Source organism: Kocuria carniphila, from assembly GCF_004136555.1.
Lineage (GTDB): Bacteria > Actinomycetota > Actinomycetes > Actinomycetales > Micrococcaceae > Kocuria > Kocuria carniphila.
The window spans coordinates 175,627-200,791 of the sequence record NZ_NOIT01000004.1 but is presented as its reverse complement, the minus strand read 5'-3'; the positions used below and the strand labels follow the sequence as shown (position 1 = coordinate 200,791).

Here is a 25,165-nt window from a genome sequence, read left to right as displayed (position 1 = left end):
CCGGTGTGGTGGGGTCGGATTACCGGCCCCACCACACCGACACTTCAAGAAGAGGTGCTCATGCCCCACACGCAACAACCGCAAACTCAGGAACTCACCGTGGACGTCGTCGTCATCGGTGGGGGAGCCGTGGGCGAGAACGCCGCCCAATACGCGATCGAAGGCACCGATCTCACGGCCGTCATCGTGGAGGGCCACCTTTTGGGTGGCGAGTGTTCTTACTACGCGTGCATGCCCAGCAAGGCCCTGCTGCGCCCCCTCGATGTCGCTGGCACCTCCGCAGACGTTGACGGCGTCTCGCCCGCGCGCCTGGACCACGGTGGGATGCTCGAGCGCCGGGATTCCTTCGTGTCGAATTACGACGATTCTTCCCAGGTCGAGTGGGCGGAATCGGCAGGGATCCAGGTGGTTCGCGGTCACGCTCGCCTTGTCGGCGAACGCACGGTTCGGGTCGACGACGCCGCTGCGCTCACCATCACCGCGCGGCACGCCGTGATCATCGCGACCGGTAGCGAACCCAAGGTGTCGGACGAGTTCGAGGATGTGGAGGCCTGGACCTCCGCCGACGCCACCGGAGTGGTCGAGGTGCCGGAACGGTTGGCAATCGTGGGCGGCGGGGTAGTTGCCTGCGAGGCCGCCACATGGCTGGCCGGTCTCGGGGCGCAGGTCACGCTGCTGGTCCGAGGCCCAGACCTACTGTCGGACAACGAGCCGTTCGCCGGGCAGAGTGTCCTGGAGGGGATGAAAACTCATGGCGTGGAAGTGGTCTTCAACGCGTCCGTGACGTCGTGCCGGAGGGAGAACCCCGAGGCCACCGGGCTAGGGAAGATTCACGGCGGCACCGTACAGCTTCAGACCACCGCGGGTGATTTCGAAGCGGACGAGGTGCTGTTGGCGACCGGGCGCGCACCGCGGTTGGGAGATCTAGGGCTGGACGCCGTGGGACTCACTCCGGACCACGTTCTCGATGACGACCTCCCCAATTGGTTACACGCCGTGGGCGATGCAAGCGGGGATGTTCCGCTGACTCACTGGGGCAAGTACCGGGCACGCGTGGTGGGGGCCAAGATCCGCGCGGCAGCCACGGGCGGCCCCGAACCTTTCCTCGCCGAGTACGCGCCCGTTCCCCAGGTCATTTTCACGGAGCCGCAGGTGGCGCAGGTGGGGCCGACCGAAGCCACCGCGCGTGAACAGGGGATCGAGGTGGTCACCGCCGAGGTGCCCTACAACTCCACTGCGGGTTCCGCGCTTCTGCGCAATGACGTTCCCGGGCGAGCCAAAATCGTGGTGGACGGTTCGACGCGCTGCGTGGTGGGCGCAACGTTCGTGGGGCCGGAGGCCGGCGAGCAGCTGCACGCGGCGACCATCGCCATCACCGGTCAGGTGCCGGTCCACGTGCTGCGCCATGCGGTACCGAGCTATCCCACGGTGTCCGAACTCTGGCTGCGGTTGCTCGAAGAACTTCCCGGCGAGATGCGCCGACCAAGGGATTGACCGGACCCGTGTCGGCACTGCGCGGGCGTGTCCCGACAGCACCGGTCGGGACCGCGCCGTGCCTACCATGGGGTATGACCGTACGCATGCTGACGATTGCGACCGCCGTTCCGGATACTCAGATCCACCAGCCGGATGTCGCGAAGCTCTTCGCCAACCAACCAGCCATGACACGGTTGGGGTCCCGGCTGGTCGGCTCGGCCTTCGCGGGATCCGGCGTGGCCACTCGCCACACGGTCCTTCCGGAGCTCGCAACGGCCGTCTCGCGGGGCCTCGATGGCACCAACGAGACTGACGACGCCGCGCCGTCGCCGTTCGTGGATCCCGTCTCGGGGCACTTGCTCTCCCCGGGAACGCAGACCCGGAACCAGCTCTACACCGAGCATGCTCGAAGGTTGTTCGTTCGGGTCGGGCGCACCGCGCTCGCGCAAGCTGCTCCGGCTGTCGAACCCGAGGACGTCACACATGTGATCACGGTGTCCTGCACGGGGTTCTTCGCACCCGGGCCCGATGTCCGGGTGGTCAAGGATCTGGGACTCCCGGCAAACGTAGCTCGAACGCACCTGGGGTTCATGGGGTGCAATGCCGCATTCCCCGCTCTGCGAGCCGCCTACACCGCGTGCCGCTCCGATCCGCAGGCCGTCGTGCTGGTGGTGTGCGTGGAACTGTGCACCCTTCACCTGCATGTTCGCAACGACCCGGACACCATCATGGGAAACGCCTTGTTCGCAGACGGTGCTGCGGCGACCGTGGTTACGGCTAGAGATTCCGGCGACCCGACAGTCGAACCCGTACTAGAACTGGAGGACTTCGAGACCACACTGGCACCGGTGGGTGAAGAAGACCTGGCCTGGAGCGTGGGCGACGAAGGGTTTGAAATGATCCTGGGAACCTATGTGCCGCGCATCATTGACGATCACGTCACGGATGCGCTGGCCCCGTTGCTGTCCAGGGCTGAGCTGGACGCCGCCGAGATACCACTGTGGGCCGTGCACCCCGGTGGCCGGAGCATCCTGGACAAGGTGCAATCACGTCTGGGGCTCACTCATGAGCAAATGGAACCGTCCCGTGGCGTCTTGTCAGAGGTCGGGAACATGAGCAGCGCCACCATTCTCTTCGTGCTGGACAGGATTCGGACGTCAGGGGCACGTGGGCTTGTGGCGGCGTTGGCCTTCGGTCCAGGGCTGAGCATCGAAAGCGCATTGGTGCGCGCCGTGGAACCCGAAGTTCGGCCACGATGAAGGATCCGCTACTGCGCCGTCGGAGTATCAACGAAGCGGAGTTGATGGACGACCCGAGCTGTGATCCCGTGGCACTGAACAACACCTACGCCTTGTTCGGCGTGATTAATCCGTTGGTTGCCTCGTGGCGGCCCGTCTACCGACGCTGGATCCGTCCGGCCCTTCAAGCCGCAGCCGGGGAGGGCCGCACGCCCACACTTTTGGACGTGGGTAGCGGGGGTGGCGACGTCGCTCGGGTCCTGTCCCGGTGGGCCACCCGTGATGGCATCGAGCTGTCGGTGACCGCCATCGACCCGGACCCGAGGGCCTATAGCTGGGCGCTCGCACATGACAACGGTGTCGGGGTGGATTACCGGGCGCTGTCGAGCGCGGACTTGGTCGCCGAAGGCGAACGGTTCGACGTGGTCGTGTCCAACCATGTCCTCCACCACTTATCGCCGGGCGAACTCACGGAATTGCTGACTGACACGTCCGCTCTGACCGGCTCCGTGGCCGTCCACAACGACCTGCGGCGCAGCCGAACGGCCTGGTTGCTGTACTGGGTGGGCACGCTCCCACTGATTCGTGCGCGAACGTTCGCCCGTTTCGACGGCCTGTTGTCGGTCCGCCGTAGCTATCGCCGGAATGAACTGATCGACGCCGTGCCTTCGGGGTGGAGCGTGCGGCAGCAACGGTTCTTCCGACTACTCGCGGTGTTCGCGGCTCACGCGGAACCCGGCCGAACGTCGTCGTCCCAGCCTTCCTGAGGCGCGTCGCAGGTCTCTCGGAAAACGAACTGCGAAGGGCGTTTGCGCTCTCGGCTGGACCAATCGATGGCGGGGCGGTGGGTTCGTTCGGGAAGGTAACCCAGCCGGTACACGGCCATCAGCTCGAGGTCATCCGGCACGCGCAACATGTCCACGATGCGCTGCCACTGGTGTGGAGCCTCCATGGGGAAGGAGACGAACTGGATGCCCATGCCCAATTCCACCGTGGTCAGCCATAGGTTTTCCATGGCCGCGCCCATGCTGAAGACGGAGTAGAACCCGGACAATTGTTCTGGCCGATATTCACCGCGTTCCAGCATCACGCCCAGGAGCAACGGTGAACCGGCCACCAACTTGCGGTTTTCCTGACCCAGGGTTTGCGGCACACGCAGTTTGTTCATCAGGTTCTGCCCGGACGGGGTGAACGCGCGGGACGTGAAAGGGCGGAGCAATGCGGGCAACTTGTCGAAAAGCATGCCGCTGCGCAGGGTGTCCATTTCCTTCTGCGAAAACCGAAAATACTTCTTGTATCGGTTGAAGAAGGTACCGGAGCTCATAACCTCGGTCATGCTTTCACCGCTGATGGTGGCCACCGTCTCAATGGTGTCCCGGTCCTCGATGAGCACGAACCGCCAGGGTTGGCTGTTGAACTGGGAGGGTGCGGCCGCCGCGGCGCGGATCAGGGTCTGTTGGTGCTCGGGGCTGACCGGATCCGGGCGAAAGGGGCCGTTGGTGGTACGCCGATTGAACACGGCATCAAGGAACTCCATGGATCACCTCCCGGCCAGCACGAGACCGGCCGCGTAGCAGGGGGCCGCCATCAGTGCGTCACGGGTGTGTCGCCGGAGCGGTCGCGCTCCGTGATGTTGCAGCAGGAACAGGGGAGCGGCGGCGGGAGCCAATGCGATCGCGGCCGGTGATCGTTGGGCAGCAGACGCGAAGAACGCGATGGCCGTGGTACTCGCCGTCAGGATGTACAAGCCGTGATGGACCCACCGGAACTTGGAGGTGTCGACCCATCGCTGGGCCACCGAAATCCCCAGCGAACAGTTCGCCGCATAGAATCCGGCAGCGATACACACCAGCCCACGGGACGAAGCCATGGTTCTCCTCTGCACGAAATGATCAGCCTGCTGCTTATGGCCTCTTATGATGCCACGCTCAGCCGCACGGAGCATCGGGGACTCGCAGGATGACCTCCGCCGTGGGCACCGGTTCCATTCCTGGAACCGGTGCCCACGGCGGAGGTTGGCGCCAGCTTAACGACGGATTGATTCTTCTTCGCGCTCGCGGGGCGATTCCTCGCTGTCCGGATCCACTGCGCTCTCGCGACCGTGGTCCCCGGACATGCTGGACAAGCTATTCGAGGGGGTTGCCTCGTCCCGCCAGCGGAGCAGTGCGCCGACACCTTCCGGCAAGGTCACGTACCCCTCACCGAGGGTGGAAATCTCGGCATCCGTTGCGAGAGCCTGCCGGGTGAGTTCCTCAGCGTTGTCCGGTTCGGCACCGATCGTCAGGAGGAGCTCGGAGACCTGACCGCGTTGCAAGGCTTCCGCGACCTCGGCCGCGCCGGCCACGGATTCCCCGCCCCGGTTCTGATTCTCGGTGAACTGATCCGCCAGTTTCTGCTGACGTTCCTTGATGAACTCTTCGGTCACACGTGCCATTTCTTCCCGGAACGAGGCGCGATCAAGGCTCTGACCGCGGGTGCCTCCCGGAACTTCCTTGAGGATGGCCAGCGCTTCCTTGCCGAGCTCGTCCTTCAGTAGCGACTGCGCGCGGACATCGCCGGTGAGCAACAGCATGTCCAGTTGGCGCTCGCGGACAATGGCATCAACCTTTGCGGCCACCGCCTCCGCATTGCGTTCCCAGGAGTCCTCGACGCGAGCTTCCTGGTTGGAGTAGCGCCAACCGTGTTGCGATCCTCCACCCACGCTGGCCTTGTGCAGTTCGTCGTGGCCCCCGTCCACGGAGGAGTCCTCACCCAGACCGTTGTCGTTCTTGGTGATCTTGGGGTTTTCCGGCGCGCGCAGGTGCAGGTCGGCGCCGGAACGGTCAACTTCCACGAGCAATTGGCGAACCGCCTGTGGGATCACCTGCAACAAGGGCACCAGAATTGGCTCATCACCCCAATGGGCGGAATCTTGCCGCGGGGGTGCCGGCAGCACTCGGTCGACCAGAATCTCCGATCCAGTGGCCAGGAGGGCTCGACCGTGCCGACCACCGATGGGAGACGGTTCCAGCAAGGTCTCTTCGATCTCCTCGAGAATTGCCTCCGGAGCGCCGTCGTCCGCGAGTTTCGACCGGAAGTGTCCCCACCGGGTGGACAGCCCCGAGGCGGAGCTGGGATCGGTTCGGGTGGAGTCGATGTAGATCGACAGGAACGGACCTTCGGCCTCGAGCACGGGCATGAGCCAAGACAGGTTCACGGTGACCTCCTGATTACTTGTCGGGCGACCGGGCGCCACAGTCATGGCGCCGTGGTGCACATCACTGTTCCATGCAAACGAAGCTGGGACAAGGGACGAGTAGTCACGGTTGAGGGCCGAAAACTTGGAGGTTCCACTGTGCTGCTTGTGGGGGTTAGTCCCAGTCCACGTCCCACACGGGATCTGCGTAGCGGTTTCGCAGGAACTCTCCGACCACCGCCGCACCCAGGTCTTCGGGGTCCGGTGCCACCATGCGGCCCCCGGCTCGTGTGGCCATGGCTTGAACGAATCGGACCAAGCCTGGGTCGTCACCCAATCTGAAGAACGTGACCTCTGCGCCCTGCCGCGTGACCTTGTCCAACTCGGAGACAGTGTTCAGAAGCGTCTCGCGATCCGGAGGATACGAGAACCACGCCTCGCCGTGGGTCATGAGGTGGGCGGTGGGCTCACCATCGGTCACCACGAGCAGCACCGGTTGCATGTTGGGGTGCTGGCGAAAGAACCGGCCTGCCAGTAACAGACCGTGGTGCAGGTTGGTGCCTTGTTCGTGCCAGGCGGGCAGCGCCGTTAGCTCGCCGATGTCCATGCGCTGGGCGTAGCGCCCGAACGTGATCAGCTCGAGCCGGTCGCCTCGGAACCGCGTGGAGAGCAAATGATGCAGTGCCAGGGCCGTGCGCTTCATGGGCACCCAGCGGCCGTTGAGCGCCATGGAGAACGAGGTGTCCACGAGCAACACCACCGCCGCTTGCGTCCGGGCCTCGGTTTCGCGCACCTCGATGTCCTGGACATCGATGCGCAGCCCCTTCATCGGGTCCTTGCCGGCGGCCGCCGTGCGGCCGATCGCGTTGGTCACCGTGCGAGTGACGTCCCACGGCTCCACGTCTCCGAATGCCCACGCTCGGCTGGAGCCCGTCTGTTCACCGGCCGCTCCGGCCAGGCGAGTGTCCCGGCGACCCTGCCGGCCGGAAATCCGCCCGGCGGCATCGCGCAACAGGGACTGCCCCAGCTTGCGCATCGCGCGCGGGGACAATTTCAGATCCCCGTCCGTGCCACGGCGCAGGTAACCGCTGTCCTGCATCGCCTTCTCCAGTTCGGCGAGCGTGCGGGCCGAGACCGCGGCGTCGTCGCCCAATTGTCGGGTCAGGGCCTCGATATCGAGGTCCGATAGCGTGGAGCCCGAATAGGACTGTGAGAGCTGTTCGGCCAGTGAATCCAGGTCGGCCAAGTCTTGGAGCACACCGGTGCCGTCGCCCAGGCCGAGACCCTGATCGCCGTCGAACTGCTCGGACCCGGTCCAGTCTTCCCCGGGACGCAGTGCCTGCAGGGACGCGTCCAGTCGGTCCAGCTGCGACATCAACTCGGGCGAACCTAAGGCCTGAGCGGACAGCGACATCAGCTCGTCGCGCTGTTCTTGCGTCATGGAGCGCATCATGCGCTGGGCGGCCGCCGAACGCTGGGCGAGTGCGTCGATCAACTCATCCACGTTCTGGGGATTCTCGGGGAACTGATCCCCGTGTTTGGCCATGAACTCGTCGAAGTCTTCCGGGGTGTCTTCACCGCGGGCGTGCTTGTCCAGCAGGTCGTTGAGGTCACCCAGCATCTCGGCCACGGCCTGCCGGTCCTCGTCGGTCGCGTTCTCCAGCGCTTGCTTCATGCCGGCAAACCGCTGGTCGAGCATCTCGCGCCCCAACAGGTCCTTGATCTGCTCGTAGTGCTGCCGGGCGGTATCGGACTGCCAGTCGTAGTCGGCGAGTTCCGTGACGGCAGCCGCGGGGGAGGAGGGCAGGCTGTCCAATTGCATTTCGCGGAACTGCCGGTCCATGGGATCCATGCGAGCGTCGCGCAGGAACTGGTTGCGTTCCTCGCGCAAGGCCTTCTCCAGCAGCTCCTTAACCTCCTGGATCGTGCCGTCCAGGCGGTGCTTGCTCAACAGATCACGACGCCGCTGTTGCACTTTGCGTGCCAGATCGTCCAGTCCGCGCTGGTTGCGTCCGCCCCGGCGCAGGAACTCACGCATGGCCTGTTCCGGGGAGTAGCCGGACATGACGTCTTCCGCGACGGCGTCGAGGGCCTCGGCGAGGTCGACGGGTGGTGCCAGGGGATCGGGGCCCCCGGAGTAGCGGCCGTACCGGGAGGACCTGTGGCGGTTACGCATGATGGCCTCTATCCGTAGACGGTTTCCCCGTCACCGGTTTCCTTGGAGAGCTGGCGGATCAGGAACAACCCCTCCAGGGCCAGCTCGATGGCGGTGGCGCGGTGACCGGGGGTGCTCCCGCCCACCTGGGATGCGATCTGGTCGTACAGGGCGCTGTCTTCCAGTTCGGGCAGGGCGTCCAGGAACTCCTGGGCGGTGACCTGCTCACCGGTGGTGATGGTGCGCTGGCCGTCGAAAGCCTCCACGAGCGGACCGAAATCCAACCCGCGGAAATGGGCCCGAACGGCGTCGGCGGTGGCGGTGCGCAAGAGGTGCTCAAGGATCTCGTCCTCGCGGCCTTCTTCGCCGGATTCGAATTCAATCTTGCCGCCGAGCACGTCCACGGCGCTGTCCACGTCCACGAGGCGGGCCACGGCGTCTTCACCGTGGCGCACCGTGGCACGGTGCCGGGCCGCTGCAGCAATGGTCTCCGCGCCGGCGATCGCGAAGCGGGCCGAGACGCCCGAGGCCTGGTTGACCGCATTGGATTCGCGCAGCGCGCGTGTGAAGCGGGCCAGGATCTCGAGGATCACCTCCGGGACCTCGGCCGTCAGATGGGCCTCTTGGCGGATGACCGCCATCTCGTCCTCGAGTTCCAGGGGATAGTGGGTGCGGATTTCGGCACCGAAACGGTCCTTGAGCGGGGTGATGATGCGACCGCGGTTGGTGTAGTCCTCCGGGTTGGCCGACGCCACGACCAGGACGTCCAGTGGGAGCCGCAGCACGTAACCGCGGATCTGGATGTCGCGCTCCTCCATGACGTTGAGCAGAGCCACTTGGATGCGTTCGGCCAGGTCGGGGAGTTCGTTGAGCGCCACGATGCCCCGGTTGGCGCGGGGGACCAGGCCGAAGTGGATGGTTTCGGGGTCCCCCAACCGGCGACCTTCGGCCACGCGCATGGGGTCCACGTCGCCAATGAGGTCGGCCACGGAGGTGTCCGGAGTGGACAGCTTTTCCACGTATCGATCCGTGCGGTGCCGCCAGGCGATGGGCAGAGCGTCACCTTCGAGTGCTGCCCGGGCAACGGATTCCGCGGTGATGGGGTCATAGGGGTGCTCATTGAGTTCGGACCCCTCGATCACCGGACTCCATTCATCCAGCAACCCGGACAGGGTCCGCAACAGACGTGTTTTACCCTGGCCTCGTTCACCCAACAACACGATGTCGTGTCCGGCGATCAAGGCGCGTTCGAGCTGGGGGATGACCGTGCGGTCGAAGCCGTGCAGGCCGGGCCACGGATTATCCCCGGCTGCCAGGGCAGCCAGCAGGTTGTCGCGAATCTCTTCACGCAGGGTTTTCTGGACGTGACCGGCTGATCGCAGGTCACCCACGGTACGAATCTCAGGCTGAACGCTCACGCAAGCCACGCTACGCGCGGGGGTGAGCGGCGTCGACCCCTCCAAAGGGTGATGACGCCGCGTGACCCGTGGCTCTCGCAAGAACCGTGACGAGGCAGAACCGTGGGCCTACGCTGGACGGTGTGAGCCCCGAAACCACCACGCTGCTTCTGGTCAGACACGGTCAGACACCCACCACAGGGCAACTTCTGCCCGGCCGAACCCCGGGATTGCACCTGTCCGACGCCGGGCGGGAACAGGCGGCTCGCGTCGCCAAGCGGCTGAGCGAATTGCGGCTGACCGCGCTGTACTCGTCTCCGCTCGAGCGCACGCGGGAGACCGCGCAGGCCACCGCGGACGCTACCGGTTTGTCGGTGATCGAGGACCCTGGGCTACTGGAACTAGAGGTCGGTGACTGGACCGGCGAGAAATTGGCAGACCTGGCGCGCTCGCCCGAATGGCAGACCGTGCAGCACGAACCCGCGAGCTTCACGTTCCCGGGTGGCGAGAGTTTCCGGGAGATGCTGGAGCGGATGGTCGACGCGCTGACTCGCATCCGGACCGCTCACCCCGGTGGCACGGTGGTGTGTTTCTCCCATGCGGACCCGATTCGGGCGGTGCTGGCCCACGAGATGGGGACACCGCTGGACAAGTTCCAGCGGCTCAGTGTGGGGCCGTGCTCGGTGTCCGCGATTGCCTATCCGAGCGACCACGACCCCTTGGTGCTCACGGTCAATTCCACACAGGATTCCCTGGCCACGCTCACGGCGCAGTGAGGAACCATGGTGGACGACCAGCGCACGAGTGAACTCCTGGAACTCGGCGAGATTGAGATCCTCGGGCAGCTCGTGGAGAGCAGCAACGAGACCTTTCTGGTCGAACTGACCCACGGGGACTGTCAGTGTTGGGCCATTTACAAACCAGAACTGGGGGAGCGGCCCCTGTACGACTTCGAGCCGGGGCTCTACCGACGGGAGCGCGCAGCGTACCTGCTGAGTGAGGCGCTGGGCTGGGGCATCGTGCCGCTGACCATTATTCGGGAGGACGGGCCGTACGGCATCGGGTCCCTGCAGCGGTTCGTGGAGACGGACCTGGAACAGCACTATTTCACTCTCTACACGGATTGCCCGGAGACGCACGAAGACCTCAAACGCATGGCGGTTTTCGACGTGGTCACCAACAACACCGACCGCAAGGCCGGCCACGTTCTACGAGGCCTGGACGGCCGGATCTGGGGCATTGACCACGGCCTGTGCTTCGCCGAGCCGTACAAACTTCGAACGGTTATCTGGGACTTTGCGCGGGAACCCATCGCGGAGTCCTTGCAGGAGGACATCGCGCCGCTCGAACATCAGGTCCCGGCCGGTGTGGCGGACCTACTGACTGCCGGGGAAGTCCAGGCCATTCAGGAACGCGTGAGAGTCCTGGGGCTCTTGGGCAGGCTCCCGGCGGATCCCACGGGGATGCGGTTCCCGTGGCCGCTGATCTGAACGGGTGTCTATGACGACGCACAAGGGCTCCCCCCTAGGTAGCGGGTGACGCGCGTGAGTTAACGCGAAGTTCCCCTCGGGAGGTCTGGTTCCACGAGCCGGGGAGGCCTATTCTGGCCAGCACGCGACACAAAACTGCCGTGACGTTCTGAACTCAGGAGCATCTCATGAGCACCACCCTCGCTACCTACATCGCTCTACCCGGCAACGCCGCCGAGGCCTTTGAACACTGGCACGAAGTCTTCGGCGGAGACCTGGATCTCATGCGCTACGGAGACATGCAGCTGGAGGGGATGCCCTTCGAACCGAACCCTCAACACGTGGCCCACGCGGTCCTGACCACTCCGGGTGGCCGGGTTGCCGGTGGGGACGCCATGGAGGACGGTAATGACTATCCACTGCGCGGAACCGCCTACTCGCTGCTCTACTCGGTCGAGACCCCCGACGACGCTCGCGACCTCATCCAGAAGCTCACCAACGGTGGTGGCTCGGTGGGCATGCCTTTCGAAAAGGCGCCATGGGGCGGGTGGTACGGCACGGTCTTCGATCGCTTCGGTGTGATGTGGTCCTTCGATGCACCGGCCGACGAGTGATAGTAAGTACAATGATCGTCCTACGGGTCGGTCGAATTAACCGACCACGCAGCGAGAAAGGAAGCCATCATGTCTCAACCCATTCCCGACCCCAACCCCATCGACAACCCGGACACCGCCAGTGAACCCCTGCGCGAGGACGAGTTCATCGGCACCACCGGTGATGAGGATTCCGCGTGGGAAGAGGACGATGCCCAGTGGGGGGCCGATGAGGACCCGCTCAAGGACGTGGACGAACTGCAGATAGAGAATCGGATCGACACGGCGGATCAAGAGCTGCCCACCGATCCTGACCTGGACTAGCCTGACACCATGTCGCGATTCAGCCCCTTGGAATGGCCGGTCTTCCGGCAATTCCGCACAGCGGACTCCACCGGCCGTAGTTCTGCCGTGGTGTCTCAGCGCACCCGGGACATCACCTCACGCACCGAAACGGCCGACCGGGTGGTGCAGAGCATCTGCCCGTACTGCGCCGTGGGCTGTGGGCAGAAGGTGTACGTCAAGGACGACAAGGTCATCCAGATCGAGGGCGATCCGGATTCCCCGATCTCCCGTGGTCGTTTGTGCCCCAAGGGGTCTGCGAGCGAACAGCTCGTCAACTCTCCTGGTCGACAGACCCGCGTGCTGTACCGCGCACCCCGCGCCACCGATTGGCAAGAGTTGGACGTCGATACCGCGACGGACATGATCGCCGATCGATTCATCAAGGCCCGACGCCGCGGGTGGCAGGACACGGACGACCAAGGCCGTCCGCTGCGTCGCACCATGGGCATCGCCTCACTGGGCGGTGCGACCCTGGACAACGAAGAGAATTATCTGATCAAGAAGCTCTTCACTGCTGCCGGGGCCGTACAGATCGAGAATCAAGCCCGTATTTGACACTCCTCCACGGTTCCCAGTTTGGGAACCTCATTTGGCCGCGGTGGCGCTACTCAGTCACTGCAGGACATGGCGAACGCCGATTGCATCATCATTCAGGGATCCAACATGGCCGAGTGCCATCCCGTGGGATTCCAATGGGTGACGGAGGCCAAGGCGCGCGGCGCCAAGGTCATTCACGTCGATCCGCGTTTCACGCGCACCTCGGCGGTGGCGGACAAACACATTCCGATTCGTACGGGTACCGACATCGTGCTGCTCGGCGCACTCATCAACTATGTGCTGAGCAACGACTTGTGGTTCGACGAGTACGTGCGCGCCTACACCAACGCGGCGAACCTGGTGAACGAGGACTTCCAGGACACCGAAGACCTGGACGGACTGTTCTCCGGGTACAGCGTCAAGGACAACGCGTACGACATGGAGTCGTGGTCCTACCAGACCACCGAACAGCACGATCAGGATTCCGACGACGCCGCCGAGCCTGACGAATCGGCCCTGTCCACTCACTCCGCCTACCACGGCTACGGCACCTCCTGGGACGAGCACCACGGGGAACCCCAGGACCGCTCGGACGAGACTGCACCCGAGGAGCACGAAGAGGGTGACGATGAACGCGAGCAGGCCGGCGGCGACAAGTACGGTAGCGGCGGCGCTCCCGTGGGCCCCGGAGTTCCGCTCCGGGACGACACTCTCCAGGACCCGCAGACCGTGTTCCAGATTCTTAAGCGCCACTACGCCCGGTACACGCCGGACATGGTGCAGGACGCGTGCGGTATCTCGATCGAGGACTTCGAGTACATGGCGCGGGCGATTATCGAGAACTCGGGCCGTGAACGCACCACGTGTTTTGCTTATGCGGTGGGGTGGACCCAGCACACTCTGGGGGCACAATTCATCCGCACGGCATCGATCTTGCAGTTGCTGCTGGGCAACATGGGTCGTCCCGGCGGCGGCATCATGGCGCTGCGCGGTCACGCAAGTATTCAGGGATCAACGGACATCCCCACCCTGTTCAACCTGCTACCGGGCTACTTGCCCATGCCTTCGGTCCGAACGGAAACGTTCACCGATTACCTGGACACGATTTCCGCTCGCGATCAGAAGGGGTACTGGGCTTACGCGGATGCGTACGCGGTCAGTCTCCTGAAGGCATGGTGGGGAGACGCCGCGCAGGCGGAGAACAACTGGGCCTACGACTACATCCCCCGGCTCAACGGGCCTCACGGCACGTACCAAACCCTCATGAACATGCTGGCCGATCAGGTCGAAGGCTACTTCCTCCTGGGCCAGAACCCCGCGGTGGGATCGGCGCACGGCCGCTTGCAGCGCATGGGCATGTCTCACCTGAAGTGGCTGGTCGTGCGGGATCTGAACATGATCGAGTCCGCCACGTGGTGGAAGGACGGCCCGGAAATCCAGTCGGGTGAGCTGCGCACCGAAGACATCGACACCGAAGTGTTCTTCATGCCCGCGGCCACCCACGTGGAGAAGTCCGGAACGTTCACCCAGACGCAACGCTTGCTGCAATGGCGTCACCAGGCGGTGAACCCGCCGGGGGACAGCCAGAGTGAGTTGGAGTTCTTCTACAAGTTGGGTCAGCGCATCCGGGAACGCCTCGCAGATTCGGATGACCCCCGTGATCGTCCGCTGCTGGACCTCACCTGGGATTACCCCACGGACGAGCACGGCGACCCCGATGCCGAGGCAGTGCTGGCGGAAATCAACGGGCGCCATCTGACCGGCGAGAACGCCGGTAAACCATTGTCGGCCTACACGGAGATGCGCTCGGACGGTTCAACCTCGGGTGGTTGTTGGATCTACACGGGTGTCTACGCGGACGGCATCAACCACGCCTCCGATCGTGTGCCCGGCAGTGAGCAGGACGAGATCGCTTCCCAGTGGGGTTGGGCTTGGCCCGCCAACCGCCGCATCATTTACAACCGTGCCTCGGCGGATCCACAGGGTAGGCCGTGGAGCGAGCGGAAGAAGCTGATCTGGTGGGACGAGGACCAGGAACGTTGGGTTGGCAAGGACAACCCTGATTTCCCGATCGATCGCGCACCGGGCAGCACTCCGGGTAAGGACAAGCGGGGCGGCGACGCCTTGGCCGGTGACGACCCGTTCGTCATGCAAGCTGACGGTAAGGGTTGGTTGTACGCACCCAAGGGTCTGGTGGACGGGCCGATGCCCGCGCACTACGAGCCACAGGAATCTCCCGTGGCCAACCCGCTTTACGCGCAGCAGCAGAACCCCACGCGCATGACGTTCCCGCGCTGGGACAACCTGTTCGCCCAGAGTGCGGGCAAGCCGGGCACGGAGGTGTACCCCTACGTGTTCACCACCTACCGCTTGACGGAGCAACATACGGCGGGTGGCATGAGCCGTTGGTTGCCGTACCTGTCCGAGCTACAGCCGGAGATGTTCTGTGAGGTCTCACCCGAGCTCGCGGAAGAAAAGGGTCTGGAGCCGTACGGCTGGGCCACCATCATTTCGCCTCGCTCCGCGATCGAGGCCAGAGTGTTGGTGACCGACCGGATGAAGCCATTGACCGTGCGAGGGCACACCGTGCACCAGATCGGCTTGCCCTATCACTGGGGGGTCGGCCAGGACGCCGTGGTGACCGGTGACGCGGCCAACGACTTGCTGGGCATCGCCCTGGACCCCAACGTGCACATTCAGAACGGCAAGGTGGGTTCGTGCGATATCAAGCCCGGGCGCAGACCCCGCGGACCCGAGGTGCTGGAACTGGTCTCGGAATATCAGGAACGCGCGGGGCTCACACCGGCCACGAGTAACACCATGGTCACCGACCCGCAGCGAGAACTCACCGCCGAACAGATAGAGGACGGATCCCCATGACCGGAGAAGCAGCAGCCAATCCGACAGCGGACGCCCACTACGACCATCCGCACCCGCGCAAGGGGTTCTTCACGGACACCTCCATTTGCATCGGCTGCAAAGCGTGTGAGGTCGCCTGCAAGGAGTGGAACCGTAACCCGGTCGACTCGGACTACGAGTTGCTGGGATCCTCCTACGACAACACGGGTGCACTGGGTGCCAACACCTGGCGCCACGTGGCCTTCATCGAGCAGGGCGCGGACCAGATCGAACGCGCTCGTGAGTCCGGTCGCGCCCTCGTGAACCTGGGTATGCCCAAGGTCGGCCCGCCGCAGGGCTCGGTATCACCAACGACGACGCCGCAGGGCACCATTCCGGTGACGCAGGCCGCCCCGGCCGGTTGCGCTTCGGGTGCTTGCGGTTGCGGTGGTTCGGCCACCGACGCTCCCGTGACCGATTCCGCGGACAGTAGCGTGGCGAGTTCTTCGGACGGATCTTCCGTTCACCCGGACACCCCCGATTTCCGCTGGCTCATGTCCTCGGACGTGTGCAAGCACTGCACCAACGCGGGCTGCTTGGACGTGTGCCCCACGGGTGCGCTGTTCCGCACCGAGTACGGCACCGTGGTGGTTCAGGACGATATCTGCAACGGATGTGGCACGTGCGTGGCCGGTTGCCCGTTTGGTGTGATCGAACGTCGCAGTGACGGCGTGTTCGAACCCAAGAACCAGCGTGATGCGCCACCCATGCCGGACACCGTCAAGGTGCCGGAACACGGCGTGGCCCAGAAATGCACCCTCTGCTACGACCGGATGAAGAACGATCAGACTCCGGCGTGCGCCCAGGCTTGCCCCACCACGTCCATCAAGTACGGTGACCGCGATTCCATGGTGGCGACCGCTCGCGAGCGGGTCACGCAAATGCACGAGCAGGGGAAGACCGAGTCCCGCCTCTACGGTGCCAACCCCAAGGACGGCGTGGGTGGAACCGGTTCCGTGTTCCTCCTTCTGGACGAACCGGAAACCTATGGCCTGCCACCGGATCCGCGAGTCCCCACGGCCGATCTTCCGTACATGTTCAAGCGTGCCGGTATGGCCGTCGCCGGCATGTTGGCCGTGGGCGCCGTCGCTTTTGCGTCGGGTGGTCGCCGATGAGTGTCTCAGAGTTCGACAACTACCGGCCCCCGGAAGAGCCGCGTCGTAAGCGCAAGGGGCGCCGTCGTGCGCCCGGATCGGCGTTCCGGCGCGGCGGCGACGGCTCGCGCGAAATGCCCATGGTACCGGAGCCCGAGTTCACGTCTTACTACGGGCGGCCCATCGTTAAGGCACCACCGTGGGAAGCACCGATCGGTGCGTACCTGTTCCTGGGTGGCCTGGCGGGTGGCTCGTCCATCCTGGCTTTCGGTGGTGAGCTCACCGACCGGCCGCTGTTGCGACGCAACATGCGTCTCTCCGCCATCACCGCGGCGAGCTTGGGCACGGTGGCGTTGGTGACGGACCTGGGCCGTCCCGAGCGGTTCCTCAACATGATGCGCACTATCAAGCCCACTTCTCCCATGAGCCTGGGTTCGTGGCTGCTCGCCTATTACGCCACGCACGCGGGCGTCGCGGCTGCCGCGGAAGTGGATCGCGTGACGCACTCGAAACTTCCCTTGGGACCTTTCCGTCCCGTCCTGCGTTTCGTCGATCGCCCCGCCGCCGCGGGTGCCGCAGTGTTGGGCGCACCGCTGGCCGCCTACACCGCAGTGCTGCTCGGTGACACCGCTGTTCCCACATGGAACGCGATGCACAAGGATCTTCCGTTCGTGTTCGTGAGCTCAGCCTCCCTGGCCGCGGGCGGACTCGCGATGCTGACCACGCCGATTTCAGAGACCGCGCCGGCTCGGACCTTCGCGCTCGCGGGCGTGGCCGGTGAGCTCGTGGCCATGCACCTCATGAAGGAGCGCATGGACTCCGTGGCCGTCGAACCTCTTGAGCAGGGTCGGCCCGGTACGTGGCTCATGTGGAGTGAACGCCTCGCGATCGCCGGTGCCGCGGGCACGATCCTCGGCGGACGACGTCGCTGGGTCGCCGCACTCTCGGGCGCCGCCTTGGTTGCCTCCTCGGCTCTGACCCGCTTCGGTGTGTTCCAGGCGGGCAAGGATTCCGTCAAGGACCCGAAATACACTGTGGAGCCACAGCGAAACCGACTGGCGAAGCGCCGTGCCGCGGGCATCACCGACGACTCGATCACCACGGCTGGCTGACGCGTCGAGCTGGGCCAAACTATGGCTGTGAGCTGACATCGTACGGTGTCAGCCCACAGCCATCTGAACTCCAAGTCGTATTGACCGTGGCCGTAGGGCCGGAGGATCTCAGCGGACGCGGACCAGCTCTTCGTCGCGTTCGGGGAGGGCCACGGTCTCACCGATCACGGGATAACCGGGCAGTTCTCCGATCACGAGGAGCCCGCCCGAGGTTTGGGCGTCCGCGAGGAATAGCAGATCGTCCTCGGAAATGCCCGCGTCAGCGGTCAGGTGCGGGCGGACCCAGTCCAGATTGCGACGAGTTCCCCCTGAGACGAAGCCGCCCCGCAGTGCTTCTGCCGCACCGGAAACCATAGGCACCGCGCTGCGGTCGATCACCGCCCCCACTCCGGACGCGCGGGCCATTTTGTACAGGTGACCGAGCAGTCCGAAACCGGTGACATCCGTGGCCGCCTTTAGGCCCGCGGCCACAGCCGCCTGCGAAGCATCCCGATTGAGCTGGGTCATGGTGGCGATGGCTTCCTCGAAGACCTCGCCGGTCTGCTTGTGGCGGTTGTTGAGCAGCCCCACGCCCAACGGTTTGGTGAGCGTAATGGGCAGCCCCGCCTCGGCCGCGTCATTGCGGAGCAACTTGGTGGGGTCGGCCGTGCCGGTCACGGCCATGCCGTACTTGGGTTCGGGATCATCAATCGAGTGACCGCCGATCACCGGGCATCCCGCTTCAGAAGCGATATCCAGTCCGCCCTGCAACACCTCGGACATCAGATCCATGGGGAGCAGGTCGCGGGGCCAGCCGACCAGATTAATCGCGACCACCGGGTGACCGCCCATCGCGTAGACGTCGGAGAGCGCGTTGGCAGCGGCGATCCGGCCCCAGTCGTAGGCGCTGTCGACCACGGGGGTGAAGAAGTCGGCCGTGGACAGGACCGCGAGGTCGTCACGGACAAGGACCGCAGCGGCGTCGTCGCCGTCGTCCAGGCCGACCAGAACGTTGGGTGCCGTCTGGCCGGTGAGGCTGCGGACGGCTTCTTCGAGTTCTCCCGGCGGGATCTTGCAGGCGCAACCGCCGCCGTGAGCGTACCCGGTGAGTCGAAGATCGGTGGACGAGGACTGTGATGAGGCCATGTCTTCAGTGTAGGAGCCGGGCCCAGCGGGAGTGGTTCTCGCCCGCGCGCCATTCCGTGACGGGTTCTGACAGATTTTCGGGGCCTACTGAGCAGTACGGCATGATGAAATGGCTGGCTGCCGCTGTAACTGGTCTGCATCCTTTCCGGTGATAAGTTCGACACGGAGGCGTCTGTGTCCTGGTGGGCACCCCGGTCTTCAAAACCGGTGAAACCGAGCATCTCGGTTTGGCGGGTTCGATTCCCGTCCGCTTCCGCCAACTTTCACCGCAGCTTTCGGCCCGGTCCGGGGCGGCGGCCGCTCACCCCAGGCACCCCAATCGCACAAGGAGTCACAGTGACCGGTGCAGACCCCCGTTCACGGATTCCCCGCACGGACCAACTTCTGGCGCTCCCGGCAGTTCAAGCCGCTCGAGCCAGGCTGAGCGATCAGGTGATTCGCACAGTCGTTACGCGGGCGCAGGATCGGGCCCGCCGGTCGGAGATAGCACCGGAAGACGTGCAGGACACGGTGATCACGGACCTTGCCGAACGGCGAGCCACCTCCCTGACTTCAGTGCTGAACGCGACCGGCGTGGTCATCCACACGAACCTCGGTAGGGCACCGCTGTCGCCGGCAGCTCGTGAGGCGTTGTTGGATGCGAGTGGGTATGTGGACGTCGAGCTGGATCTGACCACGGGTCAACGGTCCAAACGAGGGGTGGCTACGCGCGAGGCACTTCTCGCCGCGTGTCCCACCGCGGAGGACGCGTTAGTCGTCAACAATGGTGCCGCTGCCCTCGTGCTGGCCACCACCGCCCTGGCCGCAGACCGCGAGATCATCGTGAGCCGCGGGGAACTCGTGGAGATCGGTGCGGGTTTCCGACTACCGGATCTCATGGAATCCACGGGCGCCCGACTGCGGGAGGTCGGCACCACCAATCGCACTCATCTGGCCGACTACGCGGACGCAGTGAGTCCCCAGACCGCGGCGCTGTTGAAGGTCCATCCCAGTAACTTCAGGGTCAGCGGGTTCACCTCGGATGTCCCGTTGCGAGAGTTGCGCGCGCTCGCGGATGAGCACGACCTTCCCCTGATCATGGACGTGGGCAGCGGGCTGCTCATGCCGGACCCGATCCTTCCGGATGAACCCAGCCTGTCCGAAGCGCTCGAGGCCGGCGCGGATGTCGTCATCGCCAGCGGAGACAAACTGCTCGGCGGCACCCAGGCAGGAATTCTCCTGGGTCGCACGGATACGATCCAGAAGCTCGCCAAGCACCCACTGGCCCGCGCGGTACGCGCCGATAAATTAACGCTCGCAGCCCTCGAAGCCACGTTGGTCTCCGGCGACACTCCGGTGCAGCAGGCACTTCACGCGGACCCCGAGCGATTGCGCGCGCGAGCCGAGGAACTCGGCGACGACCTCGGGATGCCCGTGGTTTCCCACGATGGCCGCGTGGGCGGCGGGGGAGCACCCGGCGTGCCGCTGCCAGGGTGGGCCGTGCGCCTGCCGGAGCGAGCGGCGTCGTTCTTACGGCTGGGCCAGCCCGCCGTGCTGCCGCGCGTCCACGACGGCGCGTGCCTGATCGACCTGCGCTGCATTCCCGAGGACGACGACGCCCGGGTCGCCGCCGCGGCTCACGCCGCGTTGGGGGCGCTGGACTGATGTACGTAGTCGCAACTTCGGGCCACGTGGACCACGGAAAATCCACGCTGGTGCGCGCCCTGACCGGCATGGAACCGGACCGCTGGGCCGAGGAGAAACGACGCGGTCTCACCATCGATCTGGGCTTCGCGTGGGTGGATCTGGCGTCCGGAAAGAACGTGGCGTTCGTGGACGTCCCCGGACATGAACGATTCCTCGGCAATATGTTGGCTGGGCTCGGGCCCGCACCGGTGGTGTGTTTCGTGGTGGCCGCGGACGAGGGCTGGCAGGCCCAATCCAGCGACCATCGGGATGCGTTGGCAGCGCTGGGGATCGAGCGCGGGCTGATCGTGCTGACCAAGACGGACCGGGCACCGGAACGAGTCGAGGCGGTGACCGAGCAGGTCAGGGGTGAACTCGCGGGAACCGGTCTGCGCGATGCCCCCGTGGTGGCCGTATCCGCCCAGAACGGGACGGGTCTGGGCGAGTTCCGCGCGGCGTTGGACAGCCTGCTGGACGGGCTACCTCTGCCGGACCCGGCGGATCGATTGAGGCTGTGGGTCGACCGTGCGTTCTCGGTGTCCGGAGCTGGGACCGTGGTGACGGGCACGCTGACCAGCGGAACGGTTCGCGTGGGGGACCGGCTCATGTTGCTCGGCCAGGGCGGAGGCCGCTCCGTAACCGTGCGGTCGTTACAGAGCCATAATTCCTCGGTCGAGAGCATCGGCCCCACCAATCGCGTGGCCATCAACCTGCGCGGTATCTCTGCGGAGGACATTCACCGCGGCGACGCGCTCCTGACGTCGAACGCATGGCCCACCACGGATGAACTGGATGTCCGCCGGATGTCCGGGATCTCGTTCGAGGACGCGCCGGCGGAGATTATGGTCCACGCGGGTTCCTCCTCGGTACCGGCACGCTTGCGACCCTTCGATGACGATCACGCGCGCGTGCAACTATCCCGAGAGTTGGCGCTGATCCCGGGGGACCGGCTGGTCATGCGCTATCCAGAAGCCCGTGTGCTCTTAGGCGGTGCACGGGTCCTGGACGTGGATCCGGCCGGACTCACCCGGCGCGGGGACAGTGCACGGCAGGCCGCATGGCTGGCCGGCCTTCCGGACACGGGCGATGCTGTCGCCGAAACGAAGCGCCGCGGTGCCGTCCGAGTGGCAAGGCTGCACCAGCTGGGACTGGTAGCCACGGATACGGCCGAGCCGCCCGCAGACGCAAACATTCTGCGAGCGGGTCACTGGTGGATTCACCGACCCGTGTTGACCTCCTGGGCGGGTCAGCTGAGGACTGCCGTAGAACGATTACACGAGCGCGATCCGCTGAGTCCGGGTCTGACTCGGGGTGCCGCGATCGGTGAACTCTCGCTGCCCGGACCGGAGCTATTGAGCGCCGTCATCAAACAGGCACAGCTCGAAGAACGAGACGGCTCCATCACCGTTCCCGGCCGCGCCGCCGGGTTGGGTCCCGCAGAAAAGTCACTTGCCACCGTCGAGGCGCAACTGACCAAGAACCCCTTTGCGGCCCCCGAGGCCTACGAACTGGACGATCTCGGGCTGGGTTCGCGTGAGCTGGCCGCGGCAGAACGGGCCGGACGGCTGCTGAGGTTGGAGGGCGGCGTCGTCGTGCTGCCGAAGGCTCCGGCCCTGGCCATGCGTGAGCTGGCGCGGCTGGAGCAGCCCTTCACCACGAGCCAGGCGCGGCAGGCGTGGGGGACCACCCGGCGCGTGGCCATCCCGCTGCTCGAGCATCTGGATGCGCGCGGTTGGACACGGCGATTGGACGGGAGCAAGCGCGAGATCGCCCGTTAGCAGGGCAAAGGGTCTCATCTTTGAGCTGCTGCCCTGAGCGAAAAAGCTCTTATGGCTGTCGGCGGGTGGGATTAACCTGGATAGCAAGGTGGGTGATTATCGGTGGTGTTTCAACGTCGCCCAACCCACCAGAATTCATGGGACCCACAGTGCAGAGGATTGAGGAGCAATCATGACCCAGAACCCTGACGAGAACATTGCCGGCGAACCCCTCGGAGCGCGCGGTGATACCGGCGAGACCATCGGTGCGACAAGTGACGCGCAGAACCCAAACCTGGAAAAGGACCCCGAAGAGTGGGTGAGCGGTAACGACCCGATGACCGAGTCCCAGAAGTCCTACTTGGACACGCTGGCCAAGCGAGCGGGTGAAGAGCTGCCCGCTAATCTCACCAAGGCCGAGGCCTCGGAGCACATCGACCGATTGCGAGGTTCCGGGTCCTGACTCGTCCCGCCGTGTTCGACTTGGGTGGTGGGGCAGCGTGACCAGTAGATTGGTCGGGTGACTGATACGAGCTCAACCACCGTTCATTCCGTCGAAACCGGCGACGGCGATCACCGCGTCGTGTTCCTCCACGGCCTGTTCGGCCGGGGTAAGAACTTCAGCATGATCGCCAAGGGTCTGCAGCCCGAGTTCCGCAGCCTGCTGGTGGATCTGCCGAACCACGGCCAGTCGGACTGGACCGAGGAACTCGATTATCTGCAACTCGCGGATCAGGTGGCGGAGCATCTCGAGAGCAGTTTCGCCGCGGACGGCCCCGTGGACGTGGTCGGTCACTCGATGGGTGGCAAAGTGGCCATGGTGCTTGCCCTGCGTCATCCGGAGTTGGTGCGCAAGCTGGTGATCATTGACATTTCGCCCGTGGGTTCGGGTTCGAGTCGCAGCGAATTCCATCACCTCCTGGACGCGCTCGCGGCCGTGGACATTGAATCCGCCGAGCGCCGCTCCGACGTGGACGCCGCTCTCAAAGACCCCATCCGTGAGGCCGGCGTGCGCGGGTTCCTGCTCCAGAATCTCAAGAACGATGGCGACGGTCTGCGTTGGCAGCCCAACCTCACCCTGCTGCGCTCCGAGCTGGAAACCATCATGGGCTTCCCGGACATCGAGACCGATCTCGACCAGGTCCAGTTCCCCGGCCGGGTGCTCTGGATCGCCGGCGAGAAGTCCAACTACGTCAAGGACGAGGACGAGCCCGTCATGCGCGCGCTCTTCCCCAGCACCATTCGCTTGAAGGTGCGCGGAGCCAGCCACTGGGTGCATTCGGACCGCCCGCAGGAAGTCATCAATGCTCTGCGGACGTTCCTGTTGTCCGAGCGGAAGTAGGGATCGGAAGGCCAGCTTTAGGCACAACATTTCCTCACATGACGCGATGTACGTGGTTCTCGCAGAGGCGTTGGGATGCAAAGTGCTGACCTTTGACGCGCGCCTCGCAAAAGCTTCCGACCACTGCGTCACACCCGGCTGAGAGTATTAGTGCACGTCACACGCGGCTGTTAATCAGTTGTCTTATGGTTTCTTCGCTACGGTGGCGGGACGCTACCTGAGGAGAGTCATGAACACCGATCTGGCCCGCCGCCTATTCGTCACTGCCGCTGAAATCTTCTGTGTCATCGGCACGCTTGTGGGAACAGGGGTGATCGGTACACGGGTTGCGGAGTCCTCCGGTGGTGCGCTCTCCGCTGATGCCACTCTTATTGCCCCGCTCGGCACGGCGTTCTCGATTTGGTCCGTGATTTACCTCGGCCTCTTCGCCTACACCATCTGGCAGTGGCTCCCTCGCGTGGCCACCACCTCACGCGAACGCCGGATCGGGTGGCTCGCCGGCATCACCATGATCCTCAATGCGGTGTGGTTGCTGGTCACCCAGGTCGGTTGGATCTGGGTCAGCGTCCTGGTCATCCTGGCGCTCGCGATCACGTTGGGAATTCTGGTCAAGCGTCTGCGCGAAAATCCCGGGACGACGCCGCTCGGTAAGCTCATCGTGGACGGCACCTTTGGCTTGTACCTCGGTTGGGTCACGGCGGCAACGTGCGCCAATATCGCGGCAGCCGGATCCGCATCAGGCTGGGGTTCTGGAGGCCCATCAGATGAGTGGATCGCCGTGACCGTGATGACCGTTGCGGTGGTACTGTCCGCCGTCTACGTGATCGTCCTGGGCCCCCGGTTCGCGGTGGCCGCCGGTATCGCCTGGGCACTGGCCTGGATCAGCGTGGCTCGTCTCACCGATGAGCCGGCCTCACAGCTCGTCGGTATCGCGGCGGGCATTCTGTCCGCGATTGTTCTGATCATCTGGGCTCTAGGTCGTGGACGGCTCTACCGGTCAGCTCGTCAGTGCCGCAGCCTGGATCGAGAACCCGCTTACTCCTGAGGGTCGGCAGTGCGGGGTCGTTCAGCTCGCGGATCATGAGTAACAGCCTCGGCATCTGCATGAGCCTCCGCCTGGGCACGCGCATACCCTTCGCGCACTTCAGGAGGGCCGTACTGACCGTGCGCCAGTCCCAGCAAAGTCACTAGTTCCTTGGGCCCGCCACCGATGGTGGCCGGAAGGGCAATCATGCCCTCGCCCATCATCCTTTGATTGGCCTTGGCCAATTGGCGTGTAGAGCCCGTCAGCTGAGATTCGTAGCGTTCGTAGCCTTCGGAAGTCAGCTTCATCGCGACCATGGTTGAACGGCTCACGCGCGCCAGCCCCATTCCTTCCACCTCGTCCCAGCGGATCTCGAGCTCGGGATCGGTGCCCGCCGAATGGGGCTTCCCGTAGCGGAAACCCTGTTTATCCAGAGTCAGTTGCCGCTTCTGAACGATCTGGGAGAACAGGGACGGAATACCTAAGATGCCGAAGAACACCACCACCAGGAGCCCGATCCAGAAGGATCCGGACCCGAACATCCCTGCTACCGTCGCGGCCTGTCCAGAGGACGCGAACATCATTCCCAGGCCGAAGAGCGTGAAGACCAGGGTGAGCAGAAACAGGAAAATCAATTTCCCGCGGTTCGTTGAAAGCTGCACGGTTCCAGAATTCTTGAGTGTTTCGAATTGCCCTAGGACACGTTGATCGTTCACGTTAACCCTCGCCCTGGTTGTGTGATGGGGGTCATGCAGTCAGCCAC

The 25,165-nt window shown here is 64.7% G+C and carries 22 protein-coding genes and 1 tRNA gene; 16 read left to right on the top strand and 7 right to left on the bottom strand.

What is annotated here, in order from left to right:
* Positions 1-60 precede the first annotated feature (60 nt).
* From EWV37_RS04490 to EWV37_RS04480, 3 genes are all read left to right on the top strand, one after another.
* Positions 61-1,494, top strand: coding sequence for a dihydrolipoyl dehydrogenase family protein (locus EWV37_RS04490; protein WP_129700057.1), 1,434 nt, complete (start codon positions 61-63; stop codon positions 1,492-1,494).
* Positions 1,495-1,568: 74 nt separating this feature from the next.
* The gene (locus EWV37_RS04485; RefSeq protein WP_129700056.1) at positions 1,569-2,735 is read left to right on the top strand and encodes a type III polyketide synthase; all 1,167 of its coding nucleotides are present in this window, start codon (positions 1,569-1,571) and stop codon (positions 2,733-2,735) included.
* Complete coding sequence (locus EWV37_RS04480) at positions 2,732-3,481, top strand: class I SAM-dependent methyltransferase (protein WP_095797516.1); 750 nt, start codon at positions 2,732-2,734, stop codon at positions 3,479-3,481. The genes EWV37_RS04485 and EWV37_RS04480 overlap by 4 nt, the downstream gene beginning before the upstream one ends.
* Here the strand turns inward: EWV37_RS04480 and EWV37_RS04475 are convergent.
* The 5 genes from EWV37_RS04475 to EWV37_RS04455 form a co-directional block, all read right to left on the bottom strand.
* Positions 3,439-4,251: a nitroreductase family protein gene (locus EWV37_RS04475; protein ID WP_095797515.1), complete on the bottom strand. Its 813-nt coding sequence runs from the start codon at positions 4,249-4,251 to the stop codon at positions 3,439-3,441. The genes EWV37_RS04480 and EWV37_RS04475 overlap by 43 nt on opposite strands.
* 3 nt (positions 4,252-4,254) lie before the next feature.
* Positions 4,255-4,584 carry a hypothetical protein gene (locus EWV37_RS04470; RefSeq protein WP_095797514.1) on the bottom strand — a complete coding sequence of 110 codons (330 nt, stop codon included), beginning with the start codon at positions 4,582-4,584 and terminating at the stop codon, positions 4,255-4,257.
* Between the two features lie 156 nt (positions 4,585-4,740).
* Positions 4,741-5,955 carry a baeRF2 domain-containing protein gene (locus tag EWV37_RS04465; protein WP_238663059.1) on the bottom strand — a complete coding sequence of 405 codons (1,215 nt, stop codon included), beginning with the start codon at positions 5,953-5,955 and terminating at the stop codon, positions 4,741-4,743.
* A gap of 109 nt (positions 5,956-6,064) precedes the next feature.
* Positions 6,065-8,065 carry a vWA domain-containing protein gene (locus tag EWV37_RS04460; RefSeq protein ID WP_129700054.1) on the bottom strand — a complete coding sequence of 667 codons (2,001 nt, stop codon included), beginning with the start codon at positions 8,063-8,065 and terminating at the stop codon, positions 6,065-6,067.
* 8 nt (positions 8,066-8,073) lie between these two features.
* Positions 8,074-9,462, bottom strand: a complete 1,389-nt coding sequence (locus EWV37_RS04455) for a sigma 54-interacting transcriptional regulator (RefSeq protein ID WP_129700052.1) — start codon at positions 9,460-9,462, stop codon at positions 8,074-8,076.
* A 122-nt stretch (positions 9,463-9,584) separates the two neighbouring features.
* Between EWV37_RS04455 and EWV37_RS04450 the strand changes: the two genes are divergently transcribed.
* From EWV37_RS04450 to nrfD, 7 genes are all read left to right on the top strand, one after another.
* The gene (locus tag EWV37_RS04450) at positions 9,585-10,217 is read left to right on the top strand and encodes an MSMEG_4193 family putative phosphomutase (RefSeq protein WP_129700050.1); all 633 of its coding nucleotides are present in this window, start codon (positions 9,585-9,587) and stop codon (positions 10,215-10,217) included.
* A gap of 6 nt (positions 10,218-10,223) precedes the next feature.
* Positions 10,224-10,931, top strand: a complete 708-nt coding sequence (locus EWV37_RS04445; protein ID WP_129700048.1) for an SCO1664 family protein — start codon at positions 10,224-10,226, stop codon at positions 10,929-10,931.
* A gap of 167 nt (positions 10,932-11,098) precedes the next feature.
* The gene (locus tag EWV37_RS04440) at positions 11,099-11,524 is read left to right on the top strand and encodes a VOC family protein (protein ID WP_095797510.1); all 426 of its coding nucleotides are present in this window, start codon (positions 11,099-11,101) and stop codon (positions 11,522-11,524) included.
* A gap of 69 nt (positions 11,525-11,593) precedes the next feature.
* A complete protein-coding gene (locus tag EWV37_RS04435; RefSeq protein ID WP_016997346.1) occupies positions 11,594-11,827 on the top strand; it encodes a hypothetical protein in 234 nt (77 codons plus the stop codon).
* Positions 11,828-11,836: 9 nt separating this feature from the next.
* Complete coding sequence (gene fdh / locus EWV37_RS04425; RefSeq protein ID WP_193554299.1) at positions 11,837-15,265, top strand: formate dehydrogenase; 3,429 nt, start codon at positions 11,837-11,839, stop codon at positions 15,263-15,265.
* Positions 15,262-16,398, top strand: a complete 1,137-nt coding sequence (locus EWV37_RS04420; RefSeq protein ID WP_129700045.1) for a 4Fe-4S dicluster domain-containing protein — start codon at positions 15,262-15,264, stop codon at positions 16,396-16,398. Before fdh ends, EWV37_RS04420 begins: the two co-directional genes overlap by 4 nt.
* On the top strand, positions 16,395-17,489 hold the full coding sequence (gene nrfD / locus EWV37_RS04415; RefSeq protein ID WP_129700043.1) for an NrfD/PsrC family molybdoenzyme membrane anchor subunit: 1,095 nt from the start codon (positions 16,395-16,397) through the stop codon (positions 17,487-17,489). Before EWV37_RS04420 ends, nrfD begins: the two co-directional genes overlap by 4 nt.
* 108 nt (positions 17,490-17,597) lie before the next feature.
* Here the strand turns inward: nrfD and selD are convergent, their stop codons facing one another.
* Positions 17,598-18,614 carry a selenide, water dikinase SelD gene (gene selD / locus EWV37_RS04410; protein WP_129700041.1) on the bottom strand — a complete coding sequence of 339 codons (1,017 nt, stop codon included), beginning with the start codon at positions 18,612-18,614 and terminating at the stop codon, positions 17,598-17,600.
* A 164-nt stretch (positions 18,615-18,778) separates the two neighbouring features.
* Here selD and EWV37_RS04405 point away from each other — a divergent pair.
* The 6 genes from EWV37_RS04405 to EWV37_RS04375 all read left to right on the top strand — a co-directional run bounded on the left by EWV37_RS04405 (position 18,779) and on the right by EWV37_RS04375 (position 24,423).
* Positions 18,779-18,873 (top strand) — tRNA-Sec (locus EWV37_RS04405).
* A 77-nt stretch (positions 18,874-18,950) separates the two neighbouring features.
* Positions 18,951-20,258: an L-seryl-tRNA(Sec) selenium transferase gene (gene selA / locus EWV37_RS04400; RefSeq protein WP_095797505.1), complete on the top strand. Its 1,308-nt coding sequence runs from the start codon at positions 18,951-18,953 to the stop codon at positions 20,256-20,258.
* On the top strand, positions 20,258-22,057 hold the full coding sequence (gene selB / locus EWV37_RS04395; RefSeq protein WP_129700039.1) for a selenocysteine-specific translation elongation factor: 1,800 nt from the start codon (positions 20,258-20,260) through the stop codon (positions 22,055-22,057). Before selA ends, selB begins: the two co-directional genes overlap by 1 nt.
* A gap of 172 nt (positions 22,058-22,229) precedes the next feature.
* Positions 22,230-22,499 carry a DUF3072 domain-containing protein gene (locus EWV37_RS04390; RefSeq protein WP_095797503.1) on the top strand — a complete coding sequence of 90 codons (270 nt, stop codon included), beginning with the start codon at positions 22,230-22,232 and terminating at the stop codon, positions 22,497-22,499.
* Between the two features lie 57 nt (positions 22,500-22,556).
* Positions 22,557-23,378 carry an alpha/beta fold hydrolase gene (locus EWV37_RS04385; RefSeq protein ID WP_129700038.1) on the top strand — a complete coding sequence of 274 codons (822 nt, stop codon included), beginning with the start codon at positions 22,557-22,559 and terminating at the stop codon, positions 23,376-23,378.
* Between the two features lie 229 nt (positions 23,379-23,607).
* A complete protein-coding gene (locus EWV37_RS04375) occupies positions 23,608-24,423 on the top strand; it encodes a hypothetical protein (protein WP_095797501.1) in 816 nt (271 codons plus the stop codon).
* Here the strand turns inward: EWV37_RS04375 and EWV37_RS04370 are convergent.
* Positions 24,414-25,064 carry an STM3941 family protein gene (locus tag EWV37_RS04370; RefSeq protein WP_129700034.1) on the bottom strand — a complete coding sequence of 217 codons (651 nt, stop codon included), beginning with the start codon at positions 25,062-25,064 and terminating at the stop codon, positions 24,414-24,416. The two genes, EWV37_RS04375 and EWV37_RS04370, sit on opposite strands and share 10 nt — an antisense overlap.
* Positions 25,065-25,165: the final 101 nt, after the last annotated feature.